16 protein-coding genes are annotated in these 15,485 nt (G+C 57.2%); 11 read left to right on the top strand and 5 right to left on the bottom strand.

Annotation, left to right across the window (positions count from 1 at the left end):
• Positions 1–3 precede the first annotated feature (3 nt).
• The 4 genes from lpxC to PJL69_RS00855 all read left to right on the top strand — a co-directional run bounded on the left by lpxC (position 4) and on the right by PJL69_RS00855 (position 5,401).
• A complete protein-coding gene (gene lpxC / locus PJL69_RS00840; RefSeq protein WP_271307978.1) occupies positions 4–927 on the top strand; it encodes a UDP-3-O-acyl-N-acetylglucosamine deacetylase in 924 nt (307 codons plus the stop codon).
• A gap of 108 nt (positions 928–1,035) precedes the next feature.
• Positions 1,036–1,890: an outer membrane protein assembly factor BamD gene (locus PJL69_RS00845; protein WP_209097566.1), complete on the top strand. Its 855-nt coding sequence runs from the start codon at positions 1,036–1,038 to the stop codon at positions 1,888–1,890.
• Positions 1,891–1,924: 34 nt separating this feature from the next.
• Positions 1,925–3,571, top strand: coding sequence for a DNA repair protein RecN (gene recN, locus PJL69_RS00850; RefSeq protein ID WP_271307979.1), 1,647 nt, complete (start codon positions 1,925–1,927; stop codon positions 3,569–3,571).
• Positions 3,572–3,712: 141 nt separating this feature from the next.
• Positions 3,713–5,401: a chloride channel protein gene (locus tag PJL69_RS00855; protein WP_271307980.1), complete on the top strand. Its 1,689-nt coding sequence runs from the start codon at positions 3,713–3,715 to the stop codon at positions 5,399–5,401.
• 6 nt (positions 5,402–5,407) lie between these two features.
• Here PJL69_RS00855 and PJL69_RS00860 read toward each other — a convergent pair whose 3' ends face one another.
• From PJL69_RS00860 to PJL69_RS00870, 3 genes are all read right to left on the bottom strand, one after another.
• A complete protein-coding gene (locus PJL69_RS00860; RefSeq protein WP_271307981.1) occupies positions 5,408–6,064 on the bottom strand; it encodes a DUF3299 domain-containing protein in 657 nt (218 codons plus the stop codon).
• A 139-nt stretch (positions 6,065–6,203) separates the two neighbouring features.
• Positions 6,204–6,548 carry a DUF427 domain-containing protein gene (locus PJL69_RS00865; protein ID WP_209097562.1) on the bottom strand — a complete coding sequence of 115 codons (345 nt, stop codon included), beginning with the start codon at positions 6,546–6,548 and terminating at the stop codon, positions 6,204–6,206.
• Positions 6,549–6,631: 83 nt separating this feature from the next.
• Positions 6,632–8,428 carry an aminopeptidase P family protein gene (locus PJL69_RS00870; protein ID WP_271307982.1) on the bottom strand — a complete coding sequence of 599 codons (1,797 nt, stop codon included), beginning with the start codon at positions 8,426–8,428 and terminating at the stop codon, positions 6,632–6,634.
• Positions 8,429–8,717: 289 nt separating this feature from the next.
• On the opposite strand from PJL69_RS00870, the gene PJL69_RS00875 reads away from it, so the two are divergent.
• The 7 genes from PJL69_RS00875 (at position 8,718) to PJL69_RS00905 (ending at position 14,498) form a co-directional block, all read left to right on the top strand.
• Positions 8,718–9,998, top strand: coding sequence for a DUF3422 family protein (locus tag PJL69_RS00875; protein ID WP_271307983.1), 1,281 nt, complete (start codon positions 8,718–8,720; stop codon positions 9,996–9,998).
• Positions 9,999–10,289: 291 nt separating this feature from the next.
• Entirely contained in the window at positions 10,290–10,571 is a 282-nt protein-coding gene (gene ihfB, locus PJL69_RS00880; RefSeq protein WP_209097559.1) for an integration host factor subunit beta, read from the top strand.
• Positions 10,572–10,574: 3 nt separating this feature from the next.
• The gene (locus PJL69_RS00885; protein WP_271307984.1) at positions 10,575–10,925 is read left to right on the top strand and encodes a LapA family protein; all 351 of its coding nucleotides are present in this window, start codon (positions 10,575–10,577) and stop codon (positions 10,923–10,925) included.
• Between the two features lie 39 nt (positions 10,926–10,964).
• On the top strand, positions 10,965–11,609 hold the full coding sequence (locus PJL69_RS00890; RefSeq protein WP_271307985.1) for a phosphoribosylanthranilate isomerase: 645 nt from the start codon (positions 10,965–10,967) through the stop codon (positions 11,607–11,609).
• Between the two features lie 255 nt (positions 11,610–11,864).
• The gene (locus PJL69_RS00895; RefSeq protein WP_271307986.1) at positions 11,865–12,692 is read left to right on the top strand and encodes a LysR family transcriptional regulator; all 828 of its coding nucleotides are present in this window, start codon (positions 11,865–11,867) and stop codon (positions 12,690–12,692) included.
• Between the two features lie 97 nt (positions 12,693–12,789).
• Positions 12,790–14,043 (top strand): tryptophan synthase subunit beta, encoded by a 1,254-nt coding sequence (trpB, locus tag PJL69_RS00900; RefSeq protein ID WP_209097554.1) that lies wholly within the window; start codon positions 12,790–12,792, stop codon positions 14,041–14,043.
• A 197-nt stretch (positions 14,044–14,240) separates the two neighbouring features.
• Positions 14,241–14,498 carry a hypothetical protein gene (locus PJL69_RS00905; protein ID WP_271307987.1) on the top strand — a complete coding sequence of 86 codons (258 nt, stop codon included), beginning with the start codon at positions 14,241–14,243 and terminating at the stop codon, positions 14,496–14,498.
• Between the two features lie 117 nt (positions 14,499–14,615).
• Here PJL69_RS00905 and PJL69_RS00910 read toward each other — a convergent pair whose 3' ends face one another.
• A complete protein-coding gene (locus PJL69_RS00910) occupies positions 14,616–14,936 on the bottom strand; it encodes an antibiotic biosynthesis monooxygenase family protein (RefSeq protein WP_209097726.1) in 321 nt (106 codons plus the stop codon).
• A 112-nt stretch (positions 14,937–15,048) separates the two neighbouring features.
• Complete coding sequence (locus PJL69_RS00915; RefSeq protein WP_271308952.1) at positions 15,049–15,420, bottom strand: DUF2237 family protein; 372 nt, start codon at positions 15,418–15,420, stop codon at positions 15,049–15,051.
• Positions 15,421–15,485 lie beyond the last annotated feature (65 nt).

A 15,485-nucleotide genomic window follows, 5' to 3' on the forward strand; every position in this document is an offset into this window, starting at 1 on the left:
ACCGTGCAAGCCACATTGAAAACACCAGTCCATTTCGTTGGAACAGGCCTCCACTCCGGAGCAGTAGTGCACCTGACGGTGCGCCCGGCATCGGCAGACTATGGCATCTGGTTCAAGCGCACGGATATTTTGGTGGGCGATGCGATGATTCCTGCCCGGTGGGATGTGGTTGAGCAAACCGCACTCTGTACCCGAATTCTGAATGAAGCCGGTGTGACGGTTTCCACGATCGAACATTTGATGGCAGCGCTCGCAGGATGCGGCATCCACAATGCTCTGATCGAAATTGACGCTCCTGAAGTTCCGATCCTAGATGGCAGCGCTGCAGAGTTTGTGCGCGGTTTCCTGAAGGCGGGCATTGTGCAGCAGCGTGCTGCCGTTTGGGCGATCGAAGTTCTGAAGCCTGTTTCGGTCACACGTGGCGAAGCCGTGGCAGAACTTTTGCCAGCGCCAGAGATGCGCATCGATTTTCACATTGATTTTGTTGATGAAGCCATTGGTCAGCAAACCAAAGGTCTGACTCTGGCAAATGGCAGCTTTGTGCGCGAGCTTTGTGACAGCCGGACATTCTGCCGTCAGGCAGATGTCGAAGCAATGCAGGCCAATGGTCTGGCTTTGGGCGGTGACCCAACACAAAACGCCGTTGTGTTTGATGGTGCAAAGGTCAGTGCGCAGGGTGGTTTGCGCCACGCTGATGAACCTGTGCGTCACAAAATGCTGGATGCTCTGGGCGATCTTTATCTCGCAGGGGCGCCGCTTTTGGCACAATATCGCGGGCATCGTGCAGGTCACGCACTAACCAACGCACTGCTGCGCGAGCTGTTTGCCGATCCTACCGCTTGGCGCATGGTGGAATGCACTGCCGCACAAGCCGCACGTCTGCCAGGGGCAGGTGTGCATATGGGCGAGGTTCCAGCGGTCGCTTGAAAGTGATTGCAAGAATTGCACCCAAAGGCGTTTTGCCCCGGAAAATTCTATGCTAACAGCGTTCTGGAATGGTGGGTGTGTCCCGCGGGGAAGAGAAGGTTGAGCACTATGTCAGGCATCAGATCGCGGGCGCGTCTTCTGGGATCGGTTCTGGCGCTGGCCGTTGTAGTGGCTTGCGGTGACAATGATGCAAGTGATGCGCGTCGCGGTTTGATCGATCTGGAGCAATTCACCCCAGAACAGATCTATGAACGTGGCGAGTTTGAACTGGCCCGGAATCGCGGCACGGATGCAGCTTTCTTCTTTTCTGAGATTGAGCGGCTCTATCCTTATTCGGAGCTGTCACAACGTGCGCTGATCATGCAGGCGTTCTCTTATCACTCAGACAACAGCTACCCTGAGAGCCGCGCCGCTGCGCAGCGCTATATTGATTTTTATCCTGCTGATGAAGATGCGGCTTACGCACAGTATTTGCTGGCGTTGAGCTATTATGATCAGATCGACGAAGTTGGGCGGGATCAGGGGTTGACCTTCCAAGCCCTGCAAGAGCTGCGCAAAGTGATCGAAATTTACCCAGACAGTGAATATGCCCGCTCTGCCGCGCTGAAATTTGATCTGGCGTTTGACCACCTGGCATCCAAAGAGATGGAGATTGGCCGGTACTATCTGCGCCGTGATCACTATGCCGCTGCGATCAAGCGATTCCGTGTGGTGGTTGAAGACTTCTCTACCACCACCCACACGCCAGAGGCCTTGCACCGCTTGGTTGAGGCGTACCTCTCTTTGGGGCTGGTGCAGCAGGCCCAGACCGCTGGGGCTATCCTTGGCTACAATTTCCAGGCCACTCAGTGGTACGAAGACAGCTACAAGCTGCTGAAAGGCCAAGGGTTGGAGTTGGAAGCCGCCGATGATGGGTGGCTTGGTCAAGTCTATCGCCAGACCCTGAAGGGGCAATGGCTGTAACGGCGCGCAGGTTGCGCCCTGCCAACTGATCCAGATGCTGCGTTCTCTCGATATCCGCGACATGCTGATCATTGATCGGCTCGAACTGGCGTTTCAGCCGGGATTGAACGTGCTGACGGGGGAAACCGGGGCCGGTAAGTCCATATTGCTCGACAGTCTGGGCTTTGTGCTTGGCTGGCGTGGGCGCGCGGAACTGGTGCGCGCGGGGGCCGAGCAGGGCGAGGTTGTCGCCGAATTTGATTTGCCAGAAAACCATGCCGCGCACGCCATTCTGGAAGAGGCGGGGCTGCCGGGCGGTGAAGAGTTGATTCTGCGGCGCGTCAATCGGACGGACGGACGCAAAACGGCTTGGGTCAATGACCGTCGGGTGTCCGGCGAAGTGCTGCGCCGTCTGTCTGAAACCTTGGTCGAATTGCATGGACAGCATGATGACCGTGGATTGCTTAACCCCAAGGGGCACCGCGATCTTTTGGACATCTTTGCAGAAACGGACAAACACCGTGCCAAGACCCGTTCGACCTGGGCGGCTGTGACCAAGGCAAGAAAAGCACTGAATGTGGCGGAAGCTGCGCTGGCAGAGGCGAAAGCCGAAGAGGATTTTCTGCGGCACGCGGTTGCTGAAGCGGATAAGCTGGATCCACAGCCCGGCGAAGAGGCAGAGCTCGACACCCGCCGCCGTATGATGCAAGGCGCAGAGAAGGTGCGCGAAGACGTTAGTCGTGCTCATGCGGCGCTTGGCAATGGTGGTGCGGAAAGCGCCATGGGCGATGCGCTGCGTTGGCTCGACGGAGCATTGGCGGAAACCGGCGATGCGCTTGAGGCGCCGGTGGCCGCACTGGAACGTGCCCTGAATGAGCTCAGTGACGCGGTCGACGGCGTGGAGCGCTGCCTTGAGGCGCTGGATTTCAATCCACATGAGCTGGAGCAGATCGAAGAACGCTTGTTTGCCATCCGAGCCTTGGCGCGGAAGCATGGGGTTGCGCCCGATGAGTTGGGTACATTTGCCCAGAACTTGCGTGACAGGCTTGCTGCACTTGATGCAGGCGAAGGTAATATCGCTGGCCTGACCGCCGATCTGAAAGCGGCTGAAGGGGCCTATGACATTGCGGCTGAGGTCCTGACCAAAGCGCGCCAGACAGCGGCCAAAGCGTTGGACAAGGCGGTAATGGGCGAACTGGCACCTCTGAAAATGGAACGTGCCGTGTTTGAAACCCGTGTTACCGCAGGGGATGCCGGGCCAGAAGGGCGTGATGCCGTGGAGTTTGTGGTTGCCACCAATCCCGGCGCGCCTGCCGGGCCACTGGCCAAGATTGCCTCGGGGGGTGAACTCAGTCGCTTCCTGCTGGCGCTTAAAGTTTGCCTGACCAGCGACATCAGTGGCATGACTTTGATCTTTGACGAGATCGACCGCGGTGTTGGCGGGGCGACTGCAGATGCAGTGGGGCGTCGCCTTAAAGCTTTGGCCGAAGGCGGACAGGTGCTTGTGGTGACCCACTCACCGCAGGTTGCCGCACTTGGGGCGCATCATTGGCGTGTCGAAAAGAGCGTTAAAAACAATCAGACGCTCAGTCGCGTGGTGCCTCTGAACGCTGATGAACAGATTGATGAGGTCGCGCGCATGATCTCTGGCGACACGATCACGGTTGAGGCACGTGCCGCTGCAAAGGCGCTTTTGGGCTGAACCGGTCAAAGCCGTGGCGTAGCCTGCACATTTATCCAAATTCGCGTGAGACTCACCGCATACCCCTTTGCTTTGGCTGCAATTCCCGCGTAGAGCATGGGAGACCTCTGTTGGTCTGACTCCCGGAGATTTTGCGGCCCGATGGCGAAATCGGTAGGCTCCTTTTTGGCGGAAAGCGCTCAAGACGCGGCAAACACCTGTCGTGGCGGATGGCGTGTGCTTCTGGAGAAGGGGCCAAGCCAATTTCAGTTCTGGATCATCGCGCTCTGCATCGGAATCGCCGCTGGGTTTGCCGCATTGTTTTTCCGCAAAGGCATCCATTGGCTGCAATCGGCACTCTATGGCGCCGAGGATCTGACCAAGCTGCACAGCTTTGCTTACACTTTGCCGTGGTATTGGCTTCTGGTGATCCCGACGGTGGGCGGATTGGTGGTCGGTTTGATCCTGCATCATTTCACACCTGACGGGCGTGTGCGCTCTGTGGCGGATGCCATCGAAGGCGCCGCTTTGCACGAGGGTCGCGTGGAAAAGCGGGCTGGTATTGCATCCGCTTTGGCCTCGCTGATCACCCTGTCTTCTGGCGGCTCCACAGGGCGTGAAGGCCCTGTGGTGCATATCGCGGGGGTGATTTCGAGCTGGGTCAGCGACCGTATCAACGCCAATGGTATCACCGGGCGTGACCTTCTGGGCTGCGCCGTGGCGGCGGCAGTTTCCGCATCATTCAACGCCCCCATAGCCGGGGCGCTTTTTGCGCTGGAGGTGGTGCTGCGCCATTTTGCAGTGCATGCCTTTGCGCCGATTGTCATCGCGGCAGTGTCTGGCACGGTCATCAACCGGCTTGAATTCGGGGACGTGACCGAGTTCACGCTCAATACCGGCACCGCGCTGCAATTCTATCAAGAGCTGCCAGCCTTCTTGATCCTTGGCGGTGTCTGTGGGCTTGTGGCTGTCGCGTTGATGTGGACGATCTTCTGGGCCGAAGATATGGCCAACCATGTGCAGGACGAGCTGCGCATGCCGCGCTGGCTGCGCCCGGCGATTTCTGGCAGCCTGCTGGGCATTCTGGCGATCTGGTTTCCGCATATTATCGGCGTGGGATATGAAACCACTTCTGCCGCGCTCACTGGTCAGTTGCTGCTGCATGAGGCCGTGGTGTTTGCCGTCCTGAAAGTGATTGCGGTGTCCATCACCATGGCGGGGCGCATGGGCGGCGGCGTGTTTTCTCCGGCACTTATGCTTGGCGCACTGACTGGGTTGGCATTTGGTATGATCGCCACTGCGATTTTCCCGGATGTGTCCGGCACCACCACACTTTACGCCCTGGCAGGCATGGGCGCCGTGGCGGCCGCCGTGCTTGGCGCGCCGATCTCGACCACGCTGATTGTGTTTGAACTGACAGGTGACTGGCAAACCGGTCTGGCGGTGATGGTGGCTGTGTCCATCTCCACCGCCTTTAGTTCGCGATTGGTGGATGGCTCGTTCTTTCTCACGCAGCTTGAGCGGCGCAATGTGCATATCGCCGCTGGCCCGCAGGCCTATTTGCTGGCGCTCTGTGGTGTGTCCAAGGTGATGCGGCTGACAGATGATCCCAAAGCTGCACCCGAGGCGCGGTGCTGGGAGATGGTGGCAGAGGGGTGTTATGTCAGCGGAAATGCAACGCTGGAAAGCCTCATGCCGATGTTTGAGGCCACAGGTGAAGCCTACATCCCTGTGGTGACTGTTGTGGCAGAAGACGCCTCACCAGAGCTACTGGGAGCAGTCTTTCACGTGGATGCCTTGCGAGCCTACAACAAAGCGCTGGCAGAAACCGCGGCTGAAGAGCATTCCTAGGCGGACTTACTCGTAGAGTTCAACCGAGGTGGCTTTCAGCTGATAGGTCGCGCTCACATCATCAGACCCATCCACCAGAAACAATTCGCTCACGCTGGGCTCGTTGCGCAGCTCTCCGGTGATCCAGATTGGCGTGTAATACCCATCGGTTTCAAACCCTTCGGGATAGCTGACGCGCACAATCTGATTTGCGGGCGGGGGCGGGACGTGAATGCAGGCCCCAATTGTGGGCACGAGTAGAAACTCGGTGGCTGTGTCTCCGTTCATTTCCAAAGGCAACAGGTAGCCGGGAATGCGAATGGTCTTACCAACAACCTCGGCATTGGGTGCGCTGGCTTCCGCTTCGAGCTGCGCCATAATCCTCAACCTTTCTGAGAGCAGAAAATCCACCTTCACGCCCTGATCATAAAGCACCCCGCGCAACGCTTTGGCATCGGCTGCGGCGTCTTTGTCGTTGTCTTCTTCTGCAATGGTATCCAGACGCAACACGCGTGCCAGATTTTCCATCTGTTCGGTCGTGAGCGTTTCAAACGGGTTTTCAATCGGCGTGGTTGGCCCTGTGAGCTCTTCCCACCCGATTTCACGCGCTTCAGCCGCATGTCCGGCACCCGAAAGCGAGGCCGCGATCAATGCCACTGCCGCCGTTGTCACAACAAATTTCATATCGGTTGCCCTCGCTTTGATGCGCGCATTGCAGAGTTGCCCCTGCACTATGCAGTATCGTGTCAAGGCTGGCAAAAGTGAACGGCTGCGGCAAAACAAATCATCGCGAGCCGACCTTTGCAGGTGATCAGGTTACCGTTTAAATACGCTCTACAGCGACCTGCTCTGATGTATGAAAGGCGAGGTGGTCTTTGATGCGCTCCACGCCTTCAACCGGGGCATCGTATCCCCATGCAGCATCTTTGATGGTCGTGCTTTTTGTGACGATAGAGTAATATCGTGCATCTCCCTTGTGAGGGCAGAACGTGGTCTTTGCACTGTCGTCCAGAAAGGCGGTCGCAATATCACCACGCGGGAAATAAATGACCGGCTTGTAGCCATCTTCGCTCAGTTCAAGTGCCGCGCTGCTCTCGCCTAAAATGGCGCCGCCAGCCCGCACGACCCAATTGCCCTCTGCTTTGCGAATGGTGATGTTGCCGGTCATGTCTGCTACCCTCTTTGTGTTTTAGATGCCACTATCGTCGCTTTGTGACAGCACGGTGTCAGCCCAAACGACATGCCGCTGTTTCAAAGCGGCGCAGTTGCTTCATCCAACCACAGTTTGACCTCTGCCGCGAGACGTGGCGACAGAAGCTGACGACACGTCGCATGATAGTCATTCAGCCAATCCCGTTCATCTGCGCTGAGCATCTCTGTCACAATCATATCGCGCGCGATTGGCGCATAGGTCAATGTGCGAAACTGAAGCATCTCCCGGTGATCGTCCCCACCGGGCAGGGCAGGGGCCTCTTCAACCACAATCAGGTTCTCTAGGCGAATGCCAAAGGCGCCGGGGCGATAATAGCCGGGTTCATTGGAAAGGATCATGCCCACTTCAAGTGGCACATCACTCACCCGGCTAAATCTTTGTGGCCCTTCATGCACACACAGATACGCACCCACACCGTGCCCAAGGCCGTGATCAAAATCTTGCCCTGCCATCCAGAGTGGCAGGCGACCAATCGCTTCTATGTGGCTGCCTGCGACCCCTTTGGGGAACCGCATACGTGTCACCGCAATCATCCCTTGCAGGACACGGGTGAACGCCACCTTGGCCTCTTGATCGACCGCGCCAATTGGAAGGGTGCGTGTGATGTCGGTGGTGCCATCGGCATATTGCCCGCCGCTGTCGAGCACCATCAGGTCACCGTCCTCTAGCTGGCGGTTGGTGTCTTCGGTCACACGATAGTGCATGATCGCCCCGTGCGGACCGGTGCCTGCAATGGTTTCAAAACTGATATCCAACAGCGCATTGGTCGCACGCCGGCTTTCTTCCAATTTGCGCACCACATCAATCTCGGTGAGCGTGGTTTTGTCTTGTGTGTCAAACCAGTTGAGAAAGCTGCTGACCGCCGCGCCGTCACGCAGGTGCGCTTCAACCATGCCCGAAATCTCTGCGGCATTCTTGCGCGCTTTCGGCATCACGCAGGGATCCTGTGCATAAGCAATCTTTGCATCGCTCTGGGCCACAGCCGCTTCTACAGCGATCGGGGCGCTGCCTTTGTCCAGCCGCACGGTGCCGGTGGATTTTGTAAGGTATGCAATGAACTCTTCAGGCGCATGCACGCGTACGTCAGCCCCAAGATGATCCATCACGGCCGCGAGTTTCGGCGCGGCCATGAACAGTTCCACGCTTGCATTTGCGTTCAGAATGGCAAAGCCATGCGCCAGAGGGTTGCGTGGAATGTCAGCCCCGCGGATGTTTAACAGCCATGCAATGCTGTCGGGCAAGGTGATCACCGCCGCGTCATGGCCCGCCTCTTTCAGAGACGCCGCCAGCCGCGCTCGCTTGTCGGCATGGCTTTCCCCTGCGATGGCCGTTGGGTGGGCTTTCACGGAGGCCATCGGCGCATCCGGTTGATCCTCCCAAATTCCATCAATCGGATTGGCCACTGGTACGAATTGAATGTTTGTGCCAACAACCGCCTTTTGCAGCGCTTCAAGTTGTCCAATTGTATAGAGCCACGGGTCAAAGCCCACACGCCCGGCCCCCAGATGCTCTACAATCCAAGGTCCAGGCAGAACTTCGGGCCAATCCACGGGGGTGTAGCAGTCTGCCACCTGTTCTTTCACTTGGGTGCGATATCGCCCGTCAACAAAAACGCCCGCAATGTCAGCCAGCACAACGCAGAACCCGGCGGAGCCTGTGAACCCTGTCAACCATGCCAGACGGTCGTCGCGTGGGGCAACATATTCACCCTGATGGGCATCCGCACGTGGGACCAGGAAGCCGTCAAGACCTTGTGTCAACAGCGCTTTTCGCAGAGTTTTCAGCCGATCTGGGCCTTGCTCTGGCCGCGCTGTCACGTTGAAATCTTGAAACATGTTTGAGCTCCATCGGCTGACTGTGGGATGCACATTGAATGCGTGTTCAGTGATACGCGATCTGGCCTCAATGACAAGTCCGTTGGCAGGCTTTGGGCGCGGGCCTCGCTTAAAACGGGCTGCGCCGCAAAAGCTTAGTAGGGTGCGTTTTGTCTACGCGTTCGGTTCGCGCGTATTCACTTTGATTTGGTATACCGTGGCATTCACTTAAGGCATTGAAAAATATGAATTTACAAAGTGAATTACATGCGTAGGCTCTGCCCAACTGCGATCCGCGCCGGAGAGGATAATGCACTCAATCACTGACCACCCTTTGCGCTACCAGCTCGCCAACGAACTGCACGCGCGCCCTTTTCCAACGCTTGACGTGCCTTGTCGCGCGGTGTTCGTTGCATGGAGGATCCCACGGGAACAGATCGGGACACGCGAACAAGCTGCGCGCGCACATCTGATTAACCTGCTTGACCGCTTCGGTGTGGCGCACCCACCGCCTGGGGCCACGCATTTTACCTGCCAGATCGGGCGCGACACCCTCAAATGGGAGCAGCACGCAGAATTTGTGGCCTATTCGGTGTTTCTGCCGCAGTTGAGCGCGCGCGCTTTTGATCCAGTGGATTTTGATGTTTTCCCGGAAGACTGGCTCGCCGCTGCACCGGGACAGCGGGTGACGTCGGTGGCGATCCGCGTAGAGCCGATGCCAAACGAGGATGAGATCAACACCAAGATCGATAGCTGGTTTCTACAGGAGGCGGTGGCGGTAAACTACGTGCTGGATGGGTCCTGCGTTGTGGCAACCGATTTTCGCATCGCCGCCAACGGGCATCAGTGCATGGCTGTTTTTGTCGCGCCAGAGACCGGTGTGCGCCGGGTTGGACGTGTCGTGCAGCGCCTCTGTGAGATCGAAACTTATAAATCTATGTCGATGCTGGGCTATTTTAGGGTGCGTGCGATCTCAGATGAATTGAGCGCGCTCGAAGATGGTGCCGGTCAGTTGATGGGAGAGCTGCGCACCCAGGAAGGGGATGCGGCTGAAACACTGCAGAGCCTGCTGGCGTTGTCGGGTGATTTGGAACATCTCATTGCTGAGACCTCTTTTCGCTTTGGGGCAACGGCGGCCTATGAAACCATTGTGTCCCAGCGCATTGAGGTGCTGCGTGAGGAGCGTTTCCAAGGGCGCCAGACATTTCAGGAATTCATGATGCGGCGCTATGATCCGGCAATGCGCACCGTGAAGCACAGCGAAACCCGGATGCAATCTCTGGCAGAGCGTGTCGGGCGCGCGGCGCAATTGCTGCGCACAAAGGTAGAGGTCGCGCGTTTGGCGGAAAATCAGGCACTCCTCGCCAGCATGGATCGTCGCGCAGATATGGCGCTGCGCCTGCAGGAAACAGTCGAAGGTCTCTCGGTGGTTGCCATCAGTTACTACAGTGTGTCGCTTGCGGCCTATGCCACCTATCCTTTGGCCGCCCTCGTTGGGCTGAGCAAAGGAATGCTGACAGCGATCCTGACGCCGGTCGTTGTGGCCTTGGTGTGGTGGACAGTGCGCAAGATAAAGGCGCGCATGCATTAAACTGTCGTCGCAGAGCAAGGCAGAATTCAGGTGGCGCGGCGCCTCTGGCATGGGCTTTCTGTTGCGAATCAAAGGCTTCTTGCCGCGCTGCGGCGCAAAATCTATTGCCTTTGAGGGGTTGCGCTTTGGCAAAAACTGTCAGAAATAACGCTTCGACCATGCGAATTCTGTGGATTTGAGCGGTTTTCCACCAACTGACATCGGGTTTCCGTTTCCGTTGGCCCGCTTTCTTCCTATAGTCAGTTAGATGCACGCGGTAAGACCTGCACGCCCTCAGGGAGATAGACACCGATGATCCGTTCGGAATTGATTCAAAAAATTGCAGACGAAAATCCTCATTTGTTTCAGCGCGATGTAGAGCGCATAGTGAATACTATTTTTGATGAAATCACAGAGGCGATGAGCCGTGGGGACCGCGTAGAGTTGCGCGGCTTCGGCGCATTTTCCGTGAAACAGCGCGATGCGCGCACTGGGCGCAACCCACGCACCGGTGAATCGGTAGATGTAGATGAAAAACACGTGCCGTTCTTTAAGACCGGCAAGTTGTTGCGGGATCGACTAAACGGAAAGTAAGCCATGCGCTACATTCGCTACGCCTTTCTTGGCGCGCTGGGCATCGCCCTCATTTCGGTTGCACTCGCAAACCGGGACCTTGTGACACTGACACTGCTGCCTCCGGCGCTGAGCGACTTGATTGGGCTTAACCACAGCATTCAGCTGCCTCTTTTCCTCGTGATTTTGGGCGCCATCGTCGTGGGGCTGCTGATCGGTTTTGTCTGGGAATGGATGCGTGAACACCGCATGCGTTCTGACAAAACCAAAGCAGAGCGTGAGTTGCATCACACCAAACGCGAAGTGCGTCGTCTTAAAGGCCGTGAGGCTGAGAAAAAAGATGAAGTTCTCGCGCTTCTGGATGAAGCCAGCTGAACTTTGCGTTTTGCTGCGCATCTAGGGTAGAGCACTTCTATGACCATTCGGGTAAAGATCTGCGGGCTGAAAGAGCCTGAACATGTGGTTGCGGCAGCGGAGGCTGGCGCGGCCTATGTGGGTTTTGTTTTCTTTAAAAAATCCCCGCGAAATGTGAGCCTTGAGCGTGCGTGCCTGTTGGCAAAATCCGCGCCTGATAGCCTTACCAAAGTCGCGTTGACCGTGAACGCGGACGACACGTTTCTGGAAAACCTTCTGACCGCTGTGCCTTTAGATATGTTGCAATTGCACGGCAGTGAAAGCCCGGAGCGCGTGGCAGAGGTGCGCAGCCGTTTTGGCCTGCCTGTGATGAAGGCGATTGGCATTGCCGATGCTGAAGATGTGGCCAAAATTGACACCTACGGCGCGGTCGCCGATCAACTTCTTGTTGATGCAAAGCCTCCAAAGAATGCTGATCTGCCCGGCGGAAACGGCCTGTCCTTTGATTGGCGTTTGGTGAACCGCGAAGAGTGGCCGCGCCCTTGGATGCTCGCTGGTGGCTTGACCGTCGACAATGTGGCAGAAGCTATCCAGATGACGGGCGCACAGCAGCTGGATCTGTCTTCTGGGGTCGAAAGCGCGCCGGGCTTGAAGGACATTGGCTTGATCCAAGCCTTTATGAAAGCTGCGCTAAGCGCTGTTTAAAGCTCAAACAGTTGTGTAAACCATCTTTTGAACTTCACTAAGCGCCGCAAGTGACGGCGCTTTTTGTTGGCGCGCGCTTTGGCGCGAAAAATCTCTTGCTCTTTGGCATAATTGGTAAGTGGCCGGGCAGGCAGCGGGGGCTTGGGAGGAAGCACATGGGCCATTGTTCAAGTCCGTGTTGGGAAAAGACTTGACGATCATGGCCCGTAAATCATTTCATTATTAGGTGGATATTTTGAGAGTTTAATTTCAAAAATGGAACAATCTCCATCCTTGGATGATTTGGGGCTGTTTGTGGATGTGGCCGAAACCGGCGGGCTGGCGGGCGCGGCGCGGCGCTCAGGCGCGACGGTTCCCACGCTCAGCCGCAAGATGGCGAACCTTGAGCGGCAATTGGGCCGCAAATTGTTTGAGCGTGGGCCGCGCGGCTATACATTGACTATCGAAGGGCGCGCGTTGCTGGGTCAATTGGATGATCTGCGCGCCGTACGCGCGCGGTTGACGCGGGTCTTTGCCAATCCTGAAGCCGCCCGCGTGCGGCTTACCGCAGGCAGTCTGACCGCAGGCTATATTGCGCGACGGCTGGGAACGGTTTGGAGCAGAAGCGATCCATGGCGTTTGGAGTTTGTCGAAGGCTCCAAAATGCTCGACATCGCTAGGCGCGATGCGGACATTGGGGTGCGAAACCGGCGGCCCGATCAGCCGTGGCTGGCTGGACGCCGAACGCGTAAGGTCGAGTTTGCCGAATTTGCGGTTTGTGACACTGTCTCCGGCTACATCACGCTGCAACAGGGGCCAGAGCCCACCGCCTCGACTCGGTGGATACACACGCATCATGGCGACGATGTTCTGACGACTGCGAGCTCCTCTTATACGTTGGTGAATTTGGCGCAGGCTGGCGTTGGACGCATTGTCATGGCGACCAGCTTCGCGTCTGACATGCCCGGATTGCAGCAGGTGAGTCCAATCATCAATGATTTGACCAGCGAAGAATGGTTGGTGTGTCACCATGATGCGCGTCATGATCCGCCCATAAGGGCGGCTTTGGACGCCGTTGCTGAAATCTTGACCGCGCGTAAGTGAGCGACCTTTTGTCAGGCGAGACCTTGCTGGCGCGCTTTGCGCTTGCTCTCCTTGTGTACGGCGTTTTAGGTACAGGCGACGCAAGGGAGAGACGCATATGTCCAACGATCTTTTCAACAGCTTTATGACTGGCCCTGACGAAAATGGCCGGTTTGGCGATTTTGGCGGGCGGTTTGTCAGTGAAACGCTGATGCCGCTGATCCTTGATCTGCAGGCAGAATACGAAAAGGCCAAGGATGATCCGACCTTCTGGGCGGAAATGGACGATCTGTGGAAACACTATGTGGGCCGCCCAAGCCCGCTTTATTTTGCCTCCCGCATCACCGAAGAGCTGGGCGGCGCCAAGATCTATCTGAAGCGTGACGAGCTGAACCACACCGGCGCGCACAAGGTGAACAACGTGCTCGGCCAGATCATTTTGGCACGCCGTATGGGAAAGACGCGCATCATCGCAGAAACCGGTGCTGGCCAGCACGGCGTGGCGACCGCGACGGTGTGCGCGAAGTTTGGCCTGAAGTGCGTGGTCTATATGGGCGCACATGATGTGCAGCGTCAGGCGCCAAACGTCTTCCGCATGCGCCTTTTGGGCGCGGAAGTGGTGCCTGTGACCTCAGGCCGCGGCACGCTGAAAGACGCGATGAACGATGCGTTGCGCGACTGGGTGACCAACGTGCGCGACACATTCTACTGCATTGGTACCGTGGCTGGCCCGCACCCCTATCCGGCGATGGTGCGTGATTTCCAATCCATAATCGGCAAAGAGGTGCGCTGGCAGCTTGCCGAGCAGGAGGGCGAAGGCCGCCTGCCGGATACTGTGATCGCTGCCATTGGCGGTGGCTCCAACGCCATGGGCCTGTTCTATCCATTCCTGGATGACAAAGAGGTCAACATCATCGGCGTTGAGGCCGGGGGCCGTGGCGTAGATGAGAAGATGGAGCACTGCGCATCGCTGACCGGTGGCCGCCCGGGCGTGCTGCATGGCAACCGCACTTACCTGCTTCAGGACGACGATGGCCAGATCCTTGAGGGCTATTCCATCTCCGCAGGTCTGGACTATCCAGGCATCGGGCCAGAGCACAGCTGGCTGCATGATACCGGCCGCGCGCAGTATGTTTCCATCACCGACAAAGAGGCGCTGGAGGCGTTCCAGTTCTCCTGCGCGATGGAAGGCATCATTCCTGCGCTTGAGCCAAGCCATGCGCTGGCCCATGTGATGAAAATCGCAGGCGATCTGCCCAAGGACCATATCATCGTTATGAACATGTGTGGCCGGGGCGACAAAGACGTTCAGACCGTGGCGCGCCATCTGGGCTTTGACATGTCAGACACCGAAGGCCGCACCGCCGATTAAGGCGTGTCAGACAAACATTTGACAGAGAGCGCCTTTCCCGGCGCTCTTTTCTTTTGTGCAGCCGCTATACGAAAGAACATTGATTTCACCTCACGCACATGCGGTGTCGCACGATCCTCTCCCTAAGCTGAACGGACAGATGGCCGCGCAGATTTCGCGCAAAATCAGCCTCTGGTGTTTCAGAAAAGGAGAGCGATATGGCGAATGATAGAGCGAAATCGGAGTTTGGAACTCTTGAAAATACGGGCCTTGGTCGCGCCAAACGTCTTGCAGAGCGGGTGGTCAGTGCAATGCGCGCGCAAGGCTATCAGGATATCGAGTATATCCTCACAGACTGCCAGTTGACGGTGGTGGCCAGCGCCTCTGGAAAAATGCCCAAAACAGAGTATCTCTCGGTGCCGCACACACTCACACGTCCGCGCAGCATGCCGTATCCGCATCGCTTTGTGCTTTAGGTGTGGGCTGAGTGAGCGGCGCGCGAAACACATCACGCGCCGCCAATGCAACATGGGCTTTGCCGTTTGTTGCTTTGAATGGGGCTCATGCGGATGCGGGCCCCACTTGCATTTGGCCTATGCCTCGTGAAGGACGGTCTCAAACCCTTCAAATTGTGGCGGGCCCACAATCACACCTTCGGTTTTGCTTGCACCGGCGTTGCGATGTGCATCCCGAAACTGTTCGGATTTTGTCCACGCCTCAAAATCTGCGCGGCTGTCCCACAGCACGTGGCTGGAATAAAGCGTATACCCTTCGCCGGCTGGGCCTTTCAAAAGACGGAATTCGCGGAATCCATCAAGTTCCTTCAGGCGGCTCTCGCGTGATTTCCAAACCTCTTCAAAGTCACTTTCGCGGCCCTCCGCGATCTTAAAGCGGTTCATGGCAATATAGCCCATAGCGGTGCCTTTCTCTTGCATGTTGTGTTGAGCACGGAGCGCTGGCTAACCAAGCAAGGCGGCTTGCGTCTGTGCAGGCACCTGACACAGAACGTGCAACAGCGTCAATCGGTCAGGAGAGCGCATGCGCCTTCAGCACATGCAGCGGCACAATATCCAAAGCACGCTGATGGGTGGCCTCCAAATTGGCCTTTGGGGCGCAGCCTTCATCATGCGCCTGCAGGAAACGCGCAGCGCAGAGGCACCACTGATCTCCGGGGTTGAGCCCTGCAAAGTTAAACTCAGGCCGGGGTGTGGATAGGTCATTGCCCACATATTTGGAGAATGCCAGAAACTCTGCGGTCATCACGGCGCAGACCGTATGGCTGCCCTGATCTTCTGCGCAGGTGTTGCAATGGCCATCTCGGAAAAAGCCGGTGACAGGGTCCATGGAGCAGGAGGCCAACTTTTGACCCAACACGTTTACGGAGGCATCTTGTTTCATCATGAGGTGACCATGACACGGGCTATGTCTGTACAGCAATGGGGGAATGGGAACGTGACGAAATT

The organism is Shimia sp. MMG029, from assembly GCF_027947445.1.
Taxonomy (GTDB): Bacteria; Pseudomonadota; Alphaproteobacteria; order Rhodobacterales; family Rhodobacteraceae; genus Shimia.

What these genes read in the sequence shown, in the direction of transcription:
- ihfB (WP_209097559.1), top strand. Translation starts at nt 10,290, where the DNA reads ATGATCCGTTCGGAATTGATTCAAAAAATTGCAGACGAAAATCCTCAT.
- trpB (WP_209097554.1), top strand. Translation starts at nt 12,790, where the DNA reads ATGTCCAACGATCTTTTCAACAGCTTTATGACTGGCCCTGACGAAAAT.
- recN (WP_271307979.1), top strand. Translation starts at nt 1,925, where the DNA reads ATGCTGCGTTCTCTCGATATCCGCGACATGCTGATCATTGATCGGCTC.
- PJL69_RS00875 (WP_271307983.1), top strand. Translation starts at nt 8,718, where the DNA reads ATGCACTCAATCACTGACCACCCTTTGCGCTACCAGCTCGCCAACGAA.
- PJL69_RS00895 (WP_271307986.1), top strand. Translation starts at nt 11,865, where the DNA reads ATGGAACAATCTCCATCCTTGGATGATTTGGGGCTGTTTGTGGATGTG.
- PJL69_RS00865 (WP_209097562.1), bottom strand. Translation starts at nt 6,548, where the DNA reads ATGACCGGCAACATCACCATTCGCAAAGCAGAGGGCAATTGGGTCGTG.
- PJL69_RS00855 (WP_271307980.1), top strand. Translation starts at nt 3,713, where the DNA reads ATGGCGAAATCGGTAGGCTCCTTTTTGGCGGAAAGCGCTCAAGACGCG.
- PJL69_RS00860 (WP_271307981.1), bottom strand. Translation starts at nt 6,064, where the DNA reads ATGAAATTTGTTGTGACAACGGCGGCAGTGGCATTGATCGCGGCCTCG.
- PJL69_RS00885 (WP_271307984.1), top strand. Translation starts at nt 10,575, where the DNA reads ATGCGCTACATTCGCTACGCCTTTCTTGGCGCGCTGGGCATCGCCCTC.
- PJL69_RS00910 (WP_209097726.1), bottom strand. Translation starts at nt 14,936, where the DNA reads ATGGGCTATATTGCCATGAACCGCTTTAAGATCGCGGAGGGCCGCGAA.
- PJL69_RS00915 (WP_271308952.1), bottom strand. Translation starts at nt 15,420, where the DNA reads ATGAAACAAGATGCCTCCGTAAACGTGTTGGGTCAAAAGTTGGCCTCC.
- PJL69_RS00845 (WP_209097566.1), top strand. Translation starts at nt 1,036, where the DNA reads ATGTCAGGCATCAGATCGCGGGCGCGTCTTCTGGGATCGGTTCTGGCG.
- PJL69_RS00905 (WP_271307987.1), top strand. Translation starts at nt 14,241, where the DNA reads ATGGCGAATGATAGAGCGAAATCGGAGTTTGGAACTCTTGAAAATACG.
- PJL69_RS00870 (WP_271307982.1), bottom strand. Translation starts at nt 8,428, where the DNA reads ATGTTTCAAGATTTCAACGTGACAGCGCGGCCAGAGCAAGGCCCAGAT.
- PJL69_RS00890 (WP_271307985.1), top strand. Translation starts at nt 10,965, where the DNA reads ATGACCATTCGGGTAAAGATCTGCGGGCTGAAAGAGCCTGAACATGTG.